11 protein-coding genes are annotated in these 18191 nt (G+C 43.4%); 8 read left to right on the forward strand and 3 right to left on the reverse strand.

What is annotated here, in order from left to right; translation table 11 throughout:
- The first annotated feature begins 36 nt into the window (after positions 1-36).
- Positions 37-429: a VanZ family protein gene (locus AB3G73_RS19820; protein WP_148364001.1), complete on the forward strand. Its 393-nt coding sequence runs from the start codon at positions 37-39 to the stop codon at positions 427-429.
- A 118-nt stretch (positions 430-547) separates the two neighbouring features.
- Here the strand turns inward: AB3G73_RS19820 and murF are convergent, their stop codons facing one another.
- Both murF and AB3G73_RS19830 read right to left on the reverse strand, forming a co-directional pair.
- Positions 548-1843 carry a UDP-N-acetylmuramoyl-tripeptide--D-alanyl-D-alanine ligase gene (gene murF / locus AB3G73_RS19825; protein ID WP_367745480.1) on the reverse strand — a complete coding sequence of 432 codons (1296 nt, stop codon included), beginning with the start codon at positions 1841-1843 and terminating at the stop codon, positions 548-550.
- 77 nt (positions 1844-1920) lie between these two features.
- Positions 1921-3936, reverse strand: coding sequence for a HAMP domain-containing sensor histidine kinase (locus tag AB3G73_RS19830; RefSeq protein WP_217721862.1), 2016 nt, complete (start codon positions 3934-3936; stop codon positions 1921-1923).
- Between the two features lie 117 nt (positions 3937-4053).
- Here AB3G73_RS19830 and folP point away from each other — a divergent pair, with 117 nt between their 5' ends.
- From folP to AB3G73_RS19865, 7 genes are all read left to right on the forward strand, one after another.
- Entirely contained in the window at positions 4054-4920 is an 867-nt protein-coding gene (gene folP / locus AB3G73_RS19835) for a dihydropteroate synthase (RefSeq protein ID WP_195650099.1), read from the forward strand.
- Between the two features lie 11 nt (positions 4921-4931).
- Positions 4932-5696 (forward strand): diadenylate cyclase CdaA, encoded by a 765-nt coding sequence (cdaA, locus tag AB3G73_RS19840; protein ID WP_148363998.1) that lies wholly within the window; start codon positions 4932-4934, stop codon positions 5694-5696.
- Positions 5697-5893: 197 nt separating this feature from the next.
- Positions 5894-8230, forward strand: a complete 2337-nt coding sequence (locus AB3G73_RS19845; protein WP_367745482.1) for a beta-galactosidase — start codon at positions 5894-5896, stop codon at positions 8228-8230.
- A gap of 45 nt (positions 8231-8275) precedes the next feature.
- Positions 8276-9253 carry a glycoside hydrolase family 43 protein gene (locus tag AB3G73_RS19850; protein ID WP_074556686.1) on the forward strand — a complete coding sequence of 326 codons (978 nt, stop codon included), beginning with the start codon at positions 8276-8278 and terminating at the stop codon, positions 9251-9253.
- Between the two features lie 36 nt (positions 9254-9289).
- Entirely contained in the window at positions 9290-11764 is a 2475-nt protein-coding gene (locus AB3G73_RS19855) for an alpha-L-arabinofuranosidase C-terminal domain-containing protein (protein ID WP_367745483.1), read from the forward strand.
- A 35-nt stretch (positions 11765-11799) separates the two neighbouring features.
- A complete protein-coding gene (locus AB3G73_RS19860) occupies positions 11800-13770 on the forward strand; it encodes a glycoside hydrolase family 97 protein (RefSeq protein WP_367745484.1) in 1971 nt (656 codons plus the stop codon).
- Between the two features lie 96 nt (positions 13771-13866).
- Positions 13867-15012 carry an ATP-binding protein gene (locus AB3G73_RS19865; RefSeq protein ID WP_074556753.1) on the forward strand — a complete coding sequence of 382 codons (1146 nt, stop codon included), beginning with the start codon at positions 13867-13869 and terminating at the stop codon, positions 15010-15012.
- A 688-nt stretch (positions 15013-15700) separates the two neighbouring features.
- On the opposite strand, the gene AB3G73_RS19870 is transcribed toward AB3G73_RS19865, so the two are convergent.
- Positions 15701-18175: a glycoside hydrolase family 31 protein gene (locus tag AB3G73_RS19870; protein WP_367745485.1), complete on the reverse strand. Its 2475-nt coding sequence runs from the start codon at positions 18173-18175 to the stop codon at positions 15701-15703.
- Positions 18176-18191 lie beyond the last annotated feature (16 nt).

An 18191-nucleotide genomic window follows, 5' to 3' on the forward strand; every position in this document is an offset into this window, starting at 1 on the left:
CTTATATTTGCACGATAATTGTAATATTATTTAGATATGCTATCTTATATTAAGAAATATCCGATCTCGCTTTTTATTATTCTGACAGTGATTTATCTGTCGTTCTTTAAACCGCCTAAGACGGATTTAAATGAAATTCCCAACCTCGACAAACTGGTTCATGTCTGTATGTATTTGGGTATGTCGGGCATGTTGTGGCTGGAATTTCTGCGTGCGCATCGCAGGGACAATGCTCCGATGTGGCATGCGTGGGTAGGTGCATTCTTCTGTCCTGTACTTTTTAGTGGTTGTGTGGAATTACTGCAGGAGTATTGCACTACTTACCGGGGAGGAGACTGGTTGGATTTTGCAGCTAATACTACGGGAGCGATTCTGGCTAGTTTAGTGGCCTATTATGTCGTACGACCGAGGATGATGAAGGCTGATTGAAATTTGCTGGCTAGAAGGATTTTCAGGCACGGATTACGCGGATTACACGGTCGCTTTATAAATGCTAATTCTAAAATCCGTGTAATCCGCGTAATCCGTGCCTGAAAAAATAGTATAATTATAAGTATTCTACCGTTGAACTAAGTTTGATTCCATTGGAACCTTTAATTAGAATGGTATATCCTCTAGGTTTGTCTGCTTGCAGATTCTTTATAACTTCCTGCGCATTGGCGTAAGTTTTAAAAGAATGTTCGCTTGCGGCAAACAGTTCTCCTACGAGCCATACTTTCTCAAAACCACTTTCTTTGATGTAATCAACGATTTTCTGATGTTCGGCCGGGCTTTCAGCACCCAGTTCGCGCATATCTCCTAATATGAGCATCTTGTGAGGGACTGTCATGTTCCGGAAGTTTTGCAAGGCAGCCATCATACTGGTCGGGTTTGCATTATATGCGTCGATGATCAGCGTGTTATCTTTTGTCTTTTTAAGTTGAGAGCGATTGTTTTGTGGTGTATACCCTTCCAAAGCTTCGTTGATCTTCTTTGCTTCCACTCCGAAGAAACGGCCGATGGTGATGGCAGCCAGGGCATTCGGGAAATTATATTCTCCGATCAACTGTGTGCGAACCTGATGGCGTTCACCGTCCTTACCGGCTTTCCATTCGAAAGCGAGATAAGGTGAATTGCCGGTGATTCGCCCGTTAACATAGAGATCCTCTTCTGTTCCATAAGGAATCAGGTTCAATCCCTGTGAGATATTCATCAAATAGGTGTTATCGTGATGGATAAAGGTAATGGCGTCTTTCTTACGGAGGAAATCGTACAATTCTCCTTTAGTCTTAATCACTCCTTCGAAAGAACCGAATCCTTCCAGATGAGCCTTGCCTACGTTGGTGATAATGCCATAATCCGGTTCGGCTATTTCGCAAAGAAACTTGATTTCTCCCGGATGATTGGCACCCATCTCGATGACAGCAAGGTCATGTTCCGGCTTCAATCGTAGCAGAGTGGTCGGTACACCGATGTGATTGTTGAGATTACCTAAGGTATAAAGCACATTATGAGCTTGGCAGAGAACGCTGGAGATTAACTCTTTGGTGGTCGTCTTTCCGTTAGTTCCGGTAATGCCGATCACTCGCGTCCCGAGTTGGCGGCGATGATAGTTGGCAAGCTGCTGCATTGTTTGCAGACAGTTGTCTACAAGTATATATCGTTGATCGCCTTCTATGGCATATTCGGCCTCATCGATAACGGCAAATGCGCATCCGGAGTCCAGCGCTAACTTAGCAAATGCATTACCGTTGAACGACTCACCTTTCAAGGCGATAAATAAAGAACCGTCCGGGCAGTTCCGGCTATCAGTAGTAACTGATTGGCAATCCAGAAAAATCTGGTAAAGAGCAGAAAGTTTCATAACCTGATCTTTTATTTAAAACGTTGCAAAGATAGGCTATTCTTTCGGATTTGACGGGAGTTCGGACAGATTTTTACTTAGGCATATACCAAAGGAAGAGTCAGTATCATCCGGCATCCGTCCGTATAGGAAGAATCGATTCGGAGGCTGCCTCCTAACTTCTCGGCGATACTCCGGCATATCGGAAGTCCGAGACCGGTTCCCTGTGTGAAAGAATCCATTTTGTAGAAACGTTGAAATACTGCCTCCTGTTGATTTTTCGGGATGCCTGTTCCTGTATCGGTGACACTGATTTCAATTTTCTTTTCAGCTTCCAGTATGGAATAAGCTATGCGAATACTGCCGTGAGTCGTGAATTTAGCGGCGTTATGCGCCAAGTTGTTCAACGCTTGTGATATACGTTCCGAATTACTGCGTATGAGCAGGTTTTCTCTTGCAGGCTCGAACAGGACTTCCACTTCTTTCTGCCTGTTGTCTTTGGCCACTTCAGAGGCAAGTTGACAGATCGTATTCATGTCTGTTTCATCATCTGTGGGCAGTTGTTCGTATTGATCCAGTTCGGACAGAGCGAGCACATCAGTGACCAGTCGGAGCAAGTCGTTACTGTTGCTCTTGATAATATTGACAAATTCCTGTGTTTCCGGATTGTTGCTATAGTGATCGCTTAACACCTGCGAGAAGCCTACAATGGAGTTGAGCGGTGTACGGATTTCATGAGTCATGCTTTGGATGAATGTGGTTTTCATCCGGCTGTTTGCTTCCGCTATATCCTTCGCTTTACGTAATTCTTCCCTTGATACAGTAAGTTCTTCATTTCTTGTTTTAAGTTCCGCTTCCGAAACTTTCAGTTTGCGTTTCAGGAAGTTTTCTCTATAAAGGAATAAGAAAAGAACGCCTAATAAAATAATCAATGAGATAATCAATGTTGTTTTATTATGCAACTCTTTTTCCTGTGTCTGGAGCGTTAATTCTTTCTTTTCGGCATTGAGCTTCTCAACGTTTAGCAAGGTGGCGAATTCGCTGCTGGCTACTTGCTCATTGGCTATTTTTAAAGAGTCATCTGCGTTGATATACATTTGCAGAAATTTGACTGCCATGTTCATATTCCCCATCTTTTGGTAGATTTCTCCCTGTGTGCGATAGTGGTTGCTGCTAAGTATACTTTCACTTAAACGGCGCTCTTCCTTTTCTTGCCTTTCTGCAGCTTCCAGTGCTTTCTGATATTGCCTGGTCTGCTGGTAGTATAAACATTCTATATTATATAGCCTTTTTTTGATCGATTCCAGTCTTTTATCCTGTTCGAATGCGGCTTGGCATTCCTTCAATATTTTTTCGGCTGCCTGAAAGTCACCAAACTTACTGTAGTAGTTTACGTACTCCAACTTGGCAGATATTTGCTGTGTAGAAGAATTGGCTGTTGCAACGGCCTTTTCCATAGCTTCCAATGCTTCTTTTTGTTTTTCCCGGCTGATGTAATAGTTGGCTATCTGGGCATAGGTCTGGGAAATGTTATAGTTTTCGATATTGTATTTTTCAGTCAGTTCGATTTCTTTCAACCGCCATTCACCCGCCATCGAATCGAATCTTTTGATGGTGTAGATTTGTGACATGATATTGTAGCAACGGGACAGACCGGTTTTGTCATCCTCTTCCTGTGCTTCTTTTAACATCTTTTGCACTTCATAAAGTGCTATGTTTGTTCTGCTTGTTTTTAGATAGTAAGTGATTAATCTGTTAGCCCATGCAAAATAATAATATTTAGGCTGATGGGTGGCTTTGGCGAATTCTTTTACTTTGTTGGTATAGTAGATTACGCTATCTTCATGGGTCCCCTGGAAATAATAGTAATCCAGTTGGGTGGCTATGGCTACTGCCTGCATTCGTTCATCATGTCGTTCACCGGCCATTCTGAACAATGTGTCGGACATGTTAAGCACAATAGGATCTAACAAGTATTCTTGACAACGTTGATAATATTCATAGAGAGTAGAGTCAACATTGAAAGTTTCAGCCTCTTTTTGAGCTTTAGCAGTAGTGGCAAAGGGCAAAATGAGGAAAAGAAATCCTACGTGAAATAGGGTTAATCGGCTCATGGTATGAATTTTTCGGTTTCTTCTATAGTTTGCAAATATACGTTTATTTCTTCTTTTTAGTACGAATACTTGCTTTTTTTATCTACATTTGTAGGCGATCTAAAAGGAATGTTGTCAATGATGAAACCTATATCTCCTACTTATATAAATGTAAAAGGGCGGTTGCTCGATCTTGCTACTCCGCAGGTGATGGGAATTTTGAATGTTACTCCCGATTCTTTTTATTCCGGCAGCCGGATGCAGACTGAAGAAGACATTGCTGCCCGGGCGCGGCAGATACTTGATGAAGGTGCTTCGATTATTGATATAGGAGCTTATTCTTCACGGCCGAATGCCGAACATATTTCTGCTGAAGAAGAGATGGGCAGACTGCGTACCGGTCTGGAAATTCTGAACCGTAATCATCCGGAAGCCATCATTTCTGTTGATACTTTCCGGGCTGATGTAGCGGAAGAATGTGTGAAAGATTATGGAGTTGCTATTATTAATGACATAGCTGCCGGTGAAATGGACCATCGGATGTTTCAGACAGTCGCCGACTTGGGAGTGCCCTATATTATGATGCATATGCAGGGAACTCCCCAAAGTATGCAGAAAGAGCCGTCTTATGATAACCTGATTAAAGACATTTTCCTGTATTTCGCTCGTAAAGTGCAGCAACTTCGCGACTTGGGAGTGAAAGATATCATTCTCGATCCGGGATTCGGATTCGGAAAAACGTTGGAGCATAATTATGAACTGATGGCACATCTGGAAGAGTTCCATATATTCGAGCTTCCCGTTTTAGTGGGAGTTTCGCGGAAATCAATGATTTATAGATTATTGGGGGGAACCCCGCAAGATTCATTGAACGGGACAACCGTATTGGACACTGTTGCGTTAATGAAAGGAGCGCACATCCTGCGTGTACATGATGTGCGTGAGGCGGTGGAAGCTGTCCGGATCACAGAGAAATTAAAAATAGAGAGTGGATATGACAAATAAGAGGAGGGTGCATGTTTTTTGAGTTTGGCATAAAAGATTTTATCGATATTCTGCTGGTGGCTTTTGTTTTGTACTATACCTACAAACTGATGAAAGCTTCCGGTTCTATTAAGGTATTCACCGGTATCCTGGTTTTTATCCTGATCTGGCTGGTGGTGACTCAAGTGTTGGAGATGAAGCTGTTGGGTTCTATTTTCGACACATTGATGAATGTGGGTGTGATAGCGTTGATTGTTCTTTTTCAAGATGAGATACGCCGTTTCCTTTTGACTTTGGGATCTCACCGTCATGTCAGTGCATTGGCACGTCTCTTTAGCGGATCGAAAAAAGAGTCGTTGAAGCACGATGATATCATGCCCGTGGTAATGGCCTGTTTAAGCATGGGCAAACAAAAAGTCGGCGCATTGATTGTCATTGAGCATAACACTCCTTTAGATGAAGTCGTTCGTACGGGCGAATTGATTGATGCGGCAATCAATCAGCGTTTAATCGAGAATATCTTTTTTAAGAATAGTCCGTTGCACGACGGAGCGATGGTCATCAGCAAAAAACGTATCAAGGCAGCGGGATGTATTCTTCCTGTGTCCCATGATTTGAATATACCGAAGGAGCTTGGCTTGCGGCATCGCGCAGCGATGGGAATTTCACAGCAATCGGATGCGCATGCCATTATTGTTTCAGAAGAAACAGGTGGTATCTCCGTGGCCTATCGCGGACAATTCTACCTCCGCCTGAATGCGGAAGAACTGGAAAGTCTATTGACAAAAGAAAACTGATTTTATATTGGTAAGGCAATGGTCAAACAATGATGGTCATAAAATGACCATCATTGTTTGACCATTGTTGTTTTATCTGCTATTTGGCCCTATTTTGCTTTATTTCCAACCCTTTTTGAATGATAATTATGCCCTCCTTTTTAGGTGAATCGCCTACCTTTGCCGTATACTATTAAAATTCTATTTTTGAATAAACCATGAAAAACAGATTGATTGCTTTACTGGTACTTTTTACAGTTATTTTCTTTAGTACTGCACAGGCGCAAACTACCGCACGGAAGTTTGAGGCAGGCAAGAACACATTCTTGCTGGATGGAAAACCGTTTGTGGTGAAGGCTGCCGAGTTGCACTACACCCGCATCCCGCAAGCTTATTGGGAACATCGCATTGAGATGTGCAAGGCATTAGGCATGAATACTATTTGTATTTATATTTTCTGGAATATCCATGAGCAGGAAGAAGGTAAGTTCGATTTTTCCGGTCAGAATGATATTGCAGCTTTCTGCCGTGCGGCACAGAAACACGGTATGTATGTCATTGTCCGTCCCGGTCCGTATGTATGTGCGGAGTGGGAGATGGGGGGACTTCCCTGGTGGCTGTTGAAGAAAAAAGATATAGCCTTGCGTACGCTCGATCCCTATTATATGGAACGGGTAGGCGTCTTTATGAAAGAAGTAGGCAAGCAACTGGCTCCGCTGCAAGTGAATAAGGGGGGAAATATCATCATGGTGCAGGTAGAGAACGAATACGGTTCTTATGGAATCGACAAACCTTATGTTTCTGCCGTGCGCGACTTGGTTCGTGAATCCGGTTTTACCGATGTACCTCTGTTTCAATGTGACTGGAGCAGTAACTTCACCAATAATGCGCTCGATGACCTGATTTGGACAGTGAATTTCGGAACGGGTGCCAATATCGACCAGCAATTTAAAAAACTCAAAGAACTTCGCCCCGAAACTCCGTTGATGTGTAGCGAGTTCTGGAGCGGATGGTTCGACCACTGGGGACGCAAACATGAGACACGTCCTGCAAAAGATATGGTACAGGGCATCAAGGATATGCTCGACCGGAACATCTCTTTCAGTCTGTATATGACTCACGGAGGAACGACTTTCGGACATTGGGGAGGTGCGAACAACCCGGCTTATTCCGCCATGTGCAGCTCATACGATTATGATGCTCCGATTAGCGAACCCGGATGGACGACCGACAAGTTTTTCTTGCTTCGTGACTTGTTGAAAAACTATCTTCCGGCAGGTGAAACACTGCCCGCAGTACCCGCAGCTTTGCCTGTTATTGAAATCCCCGAGTTTCACTTCCATAAAGTGGCTCCGCTTTTCTCGAATCTGCCGGAGGCAAAACAAACGGTGGATATTCAACCGATGGAATCATTCAACCAGGGATGGGGAACGATTCTGTATCGCACCACATTGTCCGAAACTATTCTTGCAGGCACCACTTTGAAAATTACGGAAGTGCACGACTGGGCGCAGATATATGCCGACGGTAAACTGCTGGCACGTTTAGACCGTCGTAAAGGAGAATTTACAACGACCATGCCCGCACTGAAAAAAGGCACACAACTGGATATTCTTGTGGAAGCAATGGGACGTGTTAACTTTGACAAATCTATCCACGACCGCAAAGGAATCACCGAAAAGGTGGAACTTATTTCGGGTAACCGGGCTAAGGAATTGAAAAACTGGACGGTGTATAACTTCCCGGTAGATTATTCCTTTATAAAAGATAAGAAATATAGCGATAAAAAGATGTTACCGACTATGCCTGCCTATTACAAGACTACCTTCACACTGGATAAAGTAGGAGATACTTTTCTGGATATGAGCACATGGGGGAAAGGCATGGTCTGGGTGAACGGTCATGCAATGGGGCGTTTTTGGGAGATCGGTCCGCAGCAGACTCTCTTTATGCCGGGGTGCTGGTTGAAAGAAGGAGAGAATGAAATTCTTGTTCTGGATTTGAAAGGTCCTACCCGGGCTTCCATCAAAGGTTTGAAGAAACCAATTCTCGATGTGCTTCGTGAAAAAGCTCCCGAAACACACCGCAAGGATGGAGAGAAACTGAAACTGACGGGTGAGAAAGTGGTTCACGAAGGAGCTTTCACTCCGGGCAACGGCTGGCAGGAGGTACGATTTATCACTCCGGTGAAAGGACGTTATTTCTGTCTGGAAGCACTTTCTCCGCAAGCAAATGATAACATCGCAGCGATAGCGGAGTTTGATGTCTTGGGAGCTGATGGTAAACCGGTATCCCGCGAACATTGGAAGATTCGTTATGCCGATAGTGAAGAAACACGTAGTGGCAACCGTACAGCCGACAAGATATTCGACTTGCAGGAATCCACTTTCTGGATGACAGTGGACAATGTTCCTTATCCTCATCAATTGGTAATTGACTTGAGCAAAGTGGAAAATGTGACCGGTTTCCGCTATCTGCCCCGCGCCGAAAAAGGGTATCCGGGTATGATTAAGGAATATCGCGTATATGTGAAACCTGCTGATTTCAACTACTAAACAGTGAATGAACAAGAATAAAACAATGGATGAAAAAGCATTGAAATGATGATGAATATGAAGAAAAATATAATTCTTTTCGCATTCCTATTTATAGGAGTGCTGACTGGGTATTGCCAGCAATCTGCTTACCTGTTTGTTTACTTTACCGGCAATCGCATGAGTGAGGAAGCCGTCCGGATGGCTGTTAGTCTTGATGGATATAATTATAAAGCCTTGAATGGAAATCAGCCGGTACTTGATTCCCGTGTGATTAGTTCGACAGGTGGAGTGCGTGATCCCCATATTCTGCGTTGTGAAGATGGGAAGACGTTTTATATGGTGGTTACGGATATGGTATCCGGAAATGGATGGAGTTCTAACCGTGCCATGGTACTTTTGAAATCAAAAGACCTTGTACACTGGACTTCCAATGTCGTGAATATCCAAAAGAAATATCCAGATCAGGAGGATCTGAAACGTGTGTGGGCACCACAAACTATTTATGATAAGGAAGCTGGGAAGTACATGGTTTACTGGTCTATGCAACATGGCAATGGTCCCGATATCATTTATTATGCTTATGCCAACAAAGATTTTACAGATATAGAAGGAGAACCGAAGCCACTGTTTCTTCCGAAAAACAGAAAATCATGTATTGATGGCGACATTATTTATAAAGATGGACTCTATCATTTGTTCTACAAAACGGAAGGGAATGGAAATGGAATTAAAAAAGCGACTACTTCCTCTCTGACCTCCGGACAGTGGGCGGAATCGGATGATTATAAGCAGCAGACGAAGGATGCGGTAGAAGGTGCAGGCATTTTTCCATTGATTGGTTCGGATAAATATATCTTGATGTACGATGTGTATATGAAAGGCAAATACCAGTTTACCGAAAGTTCCGATCTGGAATACTTTAAAGTGATTGACCATGCCGTCAGCATGGATTTTCATCCACGTCACGGTACTGTTATTCCGATTACTCAAAAAGAATTGCGACGCCTTTTCAAGGCATATGGTAAACCGGAAAGTTTCTAAAACTTTGCGATTGATAATCTTAATGCAATATATACCATGAGAAAATTATTCCTCTTTCTAGTTGTCTTGTTTTTGTCGTTTCAGCAGTTCACTTTAGCTGCAATCAAGGAAATGACGAGTACACCCGATTCGGTTTATCTGTTTTCTTTTGCAACTTCTGGAGACGACGGACGCAGCGGACTCCGTTTCGCCTGGAGTACAGATAAAGAAAACTGGTTTGAAATTGGCCGGAACTACGGATATCTCCGGTGCGATTATAGCCGCTGGGGATCACAGAAGAAAATGCTTGATCCTTATTTGAAACAATCGCCCGATGGCGAATGGATTTGTACCTGGAAACTGAATGACCGTGATGGATACGGCCAGGCTACTTCCAAGGATTTAATCAACTGGACTAGTCAGAAATATCCCCGTACTACACCGGATTTTGACGGAGTGAGAGTGAAAGCTATTGTTGCCGGAGAAGAGCAGAAAGGGAATATCAACCGGGTAGCTTGGACCTTGGTGGATGGATTGGATAAAAATTATGGCTGGAATCAATATCGGAACTCATTACATGGAGAACGTCCGGTACAGGATGGAGAACGTTTTGCCGGTTTGAAGCCTGTAAAAGCAACGGTCACTGTACAACCGGAAGGTGCAAAGGCCATTAGTGATGTATTGCTGGGCGCTTTTTTTGAAGACATCAATTATTCGGCAGACGGAGGACTCTACGCAGAACTTATCCAAAACCGCGACTTCGAGTACGACCCTTCGGACAGGGAAGGAGATAAGAACTGGGATGGCTTTCATTCCTGGTCATTGAGAGGGAATGGAGAAGCTGAATTTTTGATCGTTACAGATGCTACAGACGCTATTCATTCTAACAATATGAATTATGCTATATTGGATGTCAAGCAGCCTGGAGCTTTTTTGGTCAATACAGGCTTCGACGGAATTGCGCTTAATGCAGGTGATAAGTATAACTTTTCTTTATTTGGTCGTGTCCCGGTAGGAAAATCCAATAAATTACTGATACGTTTGGTTGATGCTGGGGGGACAGTGCAGGGAGAAACTTCAGTAACCGTTTCCTCCCGTTCATGGAAGACTTATAAAGCGGTTTTGATTGCAAAAGCATCTGTTGATGTACATTTGGAAATTCAGCCACAGTCAGCAGGCGAAGTTGATTTAGATATGATTTCTCTATTTCCACAAAATACATTCAAAGGCAGAAAGAATGGTCTGCGTGCCGATTTGGCACAGATACTTGCCGACATTCATCCCCGTTTCATCCGTTTTCCCGGTGGTTGTGTGGCTCATGGTGATGGTCTGAAGAATATCTATCAATGGAAAAACACAGTCGGTCCGTTGGAAGCAAGAAAAGCACAGCGTAACCTTTGGGGATACCATCAAAGCATGGGATTGGGTTATTTTGAATATTTCCAGTTTTGCGAAGATATTGGTGCGGAACCGCTTCCAGTGCTGGCGGCCGGTGTTCCTTGCCAGAACTCTGCCTGTCACGGCGACTTGAGAGGAGGACAACAAGGTGGTATTCCGATGAACGAAATGGGAGCTTATATTCAGGATATTCTTGATCTGATAGAATGGGCAAACGGTGACGCTAAGAAGACAAAGTGGGGAAAGGTACGTGCCGAAGCCGGGCATCCGAAACCATTCAATTTGAAATACATCGGTATCGGAAATGAAGATCTTATCACTGATATCTTCGAAGAACGCTTCACGATGATCTTCAATGCCATCAAAGAAAAATATCCTGAAATGATTGTTGTCGGTACAGTGGGACCGTTCAATGAGGGTACAGACTACGTGGAAGGATGGAAGCTGGCGGACAAACTGGGTATTCCGATGGTCGACGAACATTATTACCAGACTCCGGGATGGTTCCTGAACAACCAGGATTTCTACGACAAATACGATCGTTCGAAAAAGACAAAAGTATACTTGGGCGAATATGCAACTCACATACCGGGACGAAAGGCGAATATCGAAACAGCACTGACAGAAGCTCTTTATCTTGCTGCCTTGGAACGTAATGGCGATGTTGTACACATGACTTCCTATGCCCCTCTTCTCGCTAAAGAAGGACATACCCAGTGGAATCCGGATTTGATTTACTTCAATAACCGGGAAGTGAAACCTACCACCGGCTACTATGTTCAGAAACTCTACGGGCAGAATGCCGGGAACGAATATTTTCCGTCGCAGATCACTCTTGATAATAGAGACGATCAAGTGCGGAAACGCATTGCTTCTTCTATTGTCCGTGACTCGGCAAGTGGTGATGTGATTGTGAAGCTGGTCAATTTACTTCCCGTAGAAGTGAATACGAATGTCGACCTTTCCGGAATCGGTGCTATACAGTCTTCTGCAAAAAGAACCGTACTGACCGGCAAACCGGCCGATACCCCGCTACCTGTTGAAGACACGATGGAAGTAGCAGAAAAGTTTGACTACCAATTACCTGCCTATTCTTTTACGGTGATCCGCATAAAGAAGGCAAATGAGAAATAACAGAAAAAAGTGAAGATAATAACGACATAGATAATATGAAGAAGATAATAAGTACTCTGCTGGCTAGTTGCTGTCTGACTTCTCTGATAGCACAGGAAGTGGTAGTGAAAGGGCCGGATGAAAAACTGCAATTGGTTGTATCTGCTTCTCCAGCCGAAAAGCCAAGTTATTCGATTACCTACAATGGAAAGACAATGTTGGAGAAATCTCCTTTGGGTATGAATACGAATATCGGTGATTTTGCAAAAGGGATGAAACTGACAGGACACGCTGTTACTCCGATTGATACTGTCTATCATCAGGATCGTATTAAAACCTCCACAGTGCATTATCAGGCAAACGAACTGATTTGTAATTTTGAGAATCCGAAAGGGCAGAAAATAGATGTAGTCTTTCGTGTCAGCAATCACGATGTAGCTTTCCGTTATACTCTTCCGCGTCAGGATGGAAAAGGAAGTGTAACGGTAACTGCCGAAGAAACCGGCTTTCGCTTTCCGCAACAAACAACTACTTTCTTATGTCCGCAAAGCGATGCCATGATAGGTTGGAAGCGTACCAAGCCCAGTTATGAGGAAGAGTACAAGGCAGATGCTCCCATGAGTGACCGTTCACAGTACGGGCATGGCTACACGTTCCCTTGTCTGTTCCGTATCGGTGACGATGGTTGGGTATTAGTCAGCGAAACAGGTGTGGACAGTCGTTATTGCAGTTCTCGTTTGAGCGATGTAAGCGAAGGCAATCTGTATACGGTTGCTTTCCCCATGGCTGAAGAAAATAACGGTAACGGAACTTCTGCTCCGGCATTTGCCCTTCCCGGTGCTACTCCCTGGCGTACCATAACTGTTGGTGAAACCTTGAAACCGATTGTGGAAACAACCGTTATCTGGGATGTCGTACGTCCTCTTTATGAAACGAAGCATGACTACCGTTTCGGACGCGGCACATGGAGCTGGATTCTCTGGCAGGATGGTAGTATCAACTGTGACGATCAGGTGCGCTATATTGATTTTGCAGCTGCAATGGGGTATGAGTATGCCTTGATCGATAACTGGTGGGATACGAACATCGGCCGTGACCGTATGAAATCTTTGATAGAATACGCACGAAGCAAAGGAGTGGAACTCTTCTTATGGTATAGCTCTTCCGGCTATTGGAATGATATTGAGCAGGGGCCGGTGAATCACATGGACAATGCCATTATCCGCAAACGTGAAATGAAATGGTTGCAAAGCCTTGGAGTGAAAGGAATCAAAGTTGATTTCTTTGGTGGCGACAAGCAGGAAACGATGCGCCTGTATGAAGATATTTTGAGTGATGCTGACGACCACGGTCTGATGGTAATCTTCCACGGTTGCACCATCCCTCGAGGATGGGAACGTATGTACCCGAACTATGTAGGCAGCGAGGCTGTACTGGCCTCCGAAAATATGGTTTTCGGCCAGCACTTCTGTGATGAAGAGGCTTTCAATGCCTGTCTGCATCCGTTTATCCGCAATGCGGTGGGTTGCATGGAATTCGGTGGTTGTTTTCTGAACAAACGGCTGAATCGCAACAATGACGGAGGAACTACCCGCCGTACTACTGATATATTTCAATTAGCCACTACCGTATTATTCCAGAATCCGATACAGAATTTTGCGCTTGCTCCCAACAACCTGAAAGATGTTTCCCCTGTTTGTATGGACTATATGAAAACGGTTCCTACCACATGGGATGAGACACGTTTTATTGACGGATATCCGGGGAAATATGTAGTTTTGGCGCGTCGCCACGGTGACACCTGGTATCTGGCAGCAGTGAATGCCGGGAAAGAAATCGTAAAGTTGAGGCTGGATTTAGATATGTTTGCCGGAAAAACTGTTTCTCTGTATGAGGATGATAAAAAAGGAGAACCGCAGCTTCTGCCGTTGAAAGTGAAAGAAAACGGAAAAGTGCAACTGGAAATCCTTCCACAGGGAGGTGTTCTATTGGTGAATAGAAGCGTGGCGGGATCATATGGGAAATGATTGTTCGGCAAAAGTTTGGTAGAATCATTATTTATAGCGTAATTTGTGTAGCATAAAAAGTACTACAATAATTACGCTATAAATAATTGCTTGAATATGAATGACGTAAATAATCCTTTTTTGATTTATGCCTATGCTGGTCCTAAGTATTTCTGTGATCGGATAGAAGAAACGGAACATTTGATTTCCGCTTTACGGAATGGAAGAAATGTGACCTTAATGAGTCCTCGCCGTATGGGTAAGACCGGATTAATACAGAACGTCTTTCATCAGATACGACGGGAGTATCCGGAGGCAGCTTGTTTTTACATGGATATTTTTTCTACGACATGTCTGGATGATTTTATCATTCAGTTCGGGCAGACTGTGATTGGTAAATTAGATAATTTATCGCAGAAGACGCTGGCGACAATCAGTGGCTTTTTTAGAAGTTGTCGTTTAGTGTTTTCCCCCGATGTCTTAACGGGAGTGCCACAAGCAACTCTTGATTTTCAACCTTCCCAGGCACAGGCAACATTAAAAGAGATTTTTGATTACCTGGAACATTCGGGAAAAGAATGTTATATCGCTATTGATGAATTTCAGCAGATCACTGAATATCCGGAAAAAGGAGTAGAAGGCTTGTTGCGTTCTTACATTCAATTTTTACCTCATGTACATTTTATTTTTTCAGGAAGTAAACAACATCTGATGGCAGAAATGTTTGGTTCAGCGAAACGTCCTTTTTACCGGAGTACGGAAAAGATGAATCTGGCATCCATCCCTTTAGAGCATTATTCTCTTTTTGCCATACGTTGGATGCAGGCCGGAGGAAAGGAATTGAGTGATGAACTCTTTCAGATGATTTATCGACGTTTTAATGGGCATACATGGTATGTACAGTATGTGCTGAACCGACTTTATGAACAAAAGGAGCCCGTCTTGAATGAAACCATATTTGAGAAATGTTTGGCAGATATAGTTCGTTCCGAGGTGGATGAATACCAGCGTTTATATGGTATGTTGACCGAAAATCAGTCAACTTTGTTGCGCGCTATCGCCCGGGAGCAATTCGTAACGGCTATTAATAGTTCTATATTTATTAAGAAATATGGATTGAAAGGTTCGAGTAGTATTAATGCAGCCCTTAAATTCCTGATTAATAAAGAATATGTATTTAAGGCGGAAGAGGGATATTGTGTATACGACCGTTTTATGGAATTGTGGTTGCAGACATTACCTTACGCTGGTATACTAAAATAATCATATTCAAGAAAATACCCTTCACCTTTCACAATGCCCTATTCATCGGTATTAGCGGGTGAAGGGCAGGCTTTCACTTTCCTTTCACCTTTCTACCCTGACTTTCACAGATTGTCCAGTTTGCTAAATCCTTCATCTATAGTTGGCAGAAGAAGTGTTAGCAGATAGCTTTCGGACTATTATAGGAAAACTTCTTTTCTATAAAGGATAAACTTCCTTTGTATAGGAACCAAACTTTCTTTGCCTTATAAGAAAACTATAAATGCAAGCTTTGATTATATAAATGAAACTTTCATTTGTATAATCAAAGCTTTTGTTTTTATAAACGCAACTTGCAATTATAGATTGCATTTAATGAAAAGCAAGTTTACATACTGGTAATAAGAAGTTTACCAGTAATCAAAAGAAAGTTTGTTGTTAATGAAAAAGAAGTTAGTTAGTAATGAGTAGGAAACAGGTTAGATATGTCTTTAGAAGTAACAGGTGGAGAAGAATTATGCAGGGTTAAGAAAACGGAGGGTGAAAGGCGGATGAAAGAGTAACCTTCACCCGCAAATGCCGATGAATAGGGCATTGTGAAAGGTGAAGGCTGTATTTGTGAAATTAAAAAATAGGTGTTAGGGGGAAATCTACCGATTGGTTACTGTTTATTTCCCCAGTGTGAGATGGTGGGAATAAAGTTGAAACTTTATAATTTTAAGCCAACTCTCTTTCCCTTATAAGAAACTGATTGATCGAACGTCGTAGCATCACCGTCACCACAACCTTTTCCCGGTTCTACAATGATAATATTGAATTTACGATTTTTCAGCATTCCTTTGTAATTACCTTGGCGGTCGTTAATCGTCAGGGTGCGGTCTTTATCATTCCACTTCATGGCAATGGTAGTGTATGCTCCCTTTTCGTAATTGTAGTTGTCGAACTCATCTTCGTAAAGAGTAAATTCAGCGTCGGCGCCCGGATAAATGCGAAGTGTCAGATTATCCCATTTCTTTTCGGTGGAATATTGTACAGCCGGTCCCCAAGGTAGGATAGAACCTGCACGGACATAGACAGGCATGATGTCGATAGGCACTTCACGCTGGATGGTTTGTCCGCCTTTCAGGCTTTTTCCGGTCCAGAAATCAACCCATTGGGCACCTGCGGGTAGATAAACATCTGTCTTTCCTATCTTATTCATATTCTTCTGATAGCCGTTCTGTTTGTTGTCCTGCCATGTATAAAGCGAATCAGTTACGGGGCGGACAAGGAAATTACGGCCAAACATATACTCTGTATCCATCTCAAGTACTTTCTTATCTTTAGGAAAATCCATCATGAGTGGTCGGATGATGCTGCCCGCTTTGTTGGTAACTTCCCATGAAGTGCTGTAGAGATAGGGCAAAAGGCGATAGCGCAGGTGAGTATATTTTTCGAGCGCGTCATAAGCCCAGTCTCCTTTCTTGCCGAACTGGTATATTTCCACAGCTACCGGACTGGAATTGTGTGAACGCATGATCGGCTGGAATGCTCCCCACTGATACCAGCGCACGTGCAATTCATGATAAGCGATATTGTGTACATTATTGTTATATTTCCATGCGAAGAAGCCGCCCAGGTCGGTATTCCAGTATGGTATGCCGCATAGTGAGTAATTTAGTCCTGCCGCCAGTTGTTTCTTCATCACTTCCCAGGTAGAGACTACATCGCCGCTCCATGAATGTGACGCATAACGTTGCTGTCCTAGGAAAGACGAACGTGTGAGCAGGAATACCCGCTTGTCGGAAGTGGTGGCACGTTGATGTTCGTATACACCCTTGTTGGACATCAAAGGAAAAGCGTTGTGCACTCTGCGGAATGAACCCAGATAAGTGGGGGTGTCGAAATCTTTATCCTTGATTTCCAGATGATCCGGCTCGGTAGAGTCGAGCCACCAGCCATCCATTCCGAGATTGAAGATGTTCTTTTTCATTTCTGTCCAATACATATCGCGTGCTGTCGGATTGAACGGATCGTACGGTTTTACTCCGGCTTTGGGAGGCCATGTCTCGAAGTGAAGCAATGCTTTCAGGCTATCCATTTTCTGGTACATCTCTGTCCACGGACCGAACGAGGCCCATACTGAAATCATGATATGTGCATTCTGTTTATGTACATAGTCGATCATTTCTTTCGGACTTTTGATGCGTGGCGTTCCATAATTAGCATTTCTGTCTTCTCCGTTCGGGAGGAATTTCATGTATTCCGGATCACCCATTTTGTTGATATAGCGTGGGTTTTGGAATTTCATCGAGTTCCAGTTTTCGTTGCATCCCCAATATTGCCAATCTTGGATGATACCGTCCAGAGGTACTTTCAGTTCACGGTACTTGTCTACTACTTCGCAGAGTTCGTCCGGACTTTTATAGCGTTCGCGGCATTGCCAGAATCCCAGTGTCCAGAGCGGATAGAGCGGAGCCTGACCGGTCAGTTCGCGCACTCCGGCTATTACACCGTCCGCATTACCGCCATAAATGAAATAATAATCAGCGCAATCGCCTACTTCCGAGTCGAATGACATCTCTTGCGGATTGTCGAGGAAAGTAGTGGGAGAATAATTATCCCAATAAAGGGCATATCCTTTGACGGAATGAATAAACGGAATACAGATACTCATATTCTGATTGCGGAGGAGTAGTTTCTGGTTACGTTGGTTCACTTTACCCGTCTGCTGCTGTCCCAATCCGTAGATTACTTCGTCTTTATCCAGCAAAAAAGCCTGGCGGACATTGAAAGACGGAACACCTGCATCATTGAAAGGAGTGAATTGCGTTCCGTAATCTTTGTCCGTCAACAGACATTGGCCGGACGAATCGAAAAAATGGATACCCCCAGTCTTCGGGTTCACTTCCACTTGGATAAGACGACTGCTTAATGTCACATTTTTCCCCTTTTCACCGAAAGAAACAGGAGTTGTCTCAGGCGTTTTGACAATGACCAGACTTTCTTTATTGCAAGATTTCTGACTGGGCGTCTTATAAACCCTGACAATGGAGGGTGAATAAAACTCAATGTTGACATCCATCCCCTGTGTGGCACACTTGATGCCTTGTGAGGTACGTTGTACATTTTGTGCTGTACCATTGCCTGCTGCAACCATTGTTGCACATACCAGCAAGAAACCGGCTTTTCTAATAAGATTCATTTTCATGGTTTTTAGT

Source organism: Bacteroides sp. L008 (assembly GCF_040812255.1).
Taxonomy (GTDB): Bacteria; Bacteroidota; Bacteroidia; order Bacteroidales; family Bacteroidaceae; genus Bacteroides; species Bacteroides vicugnae.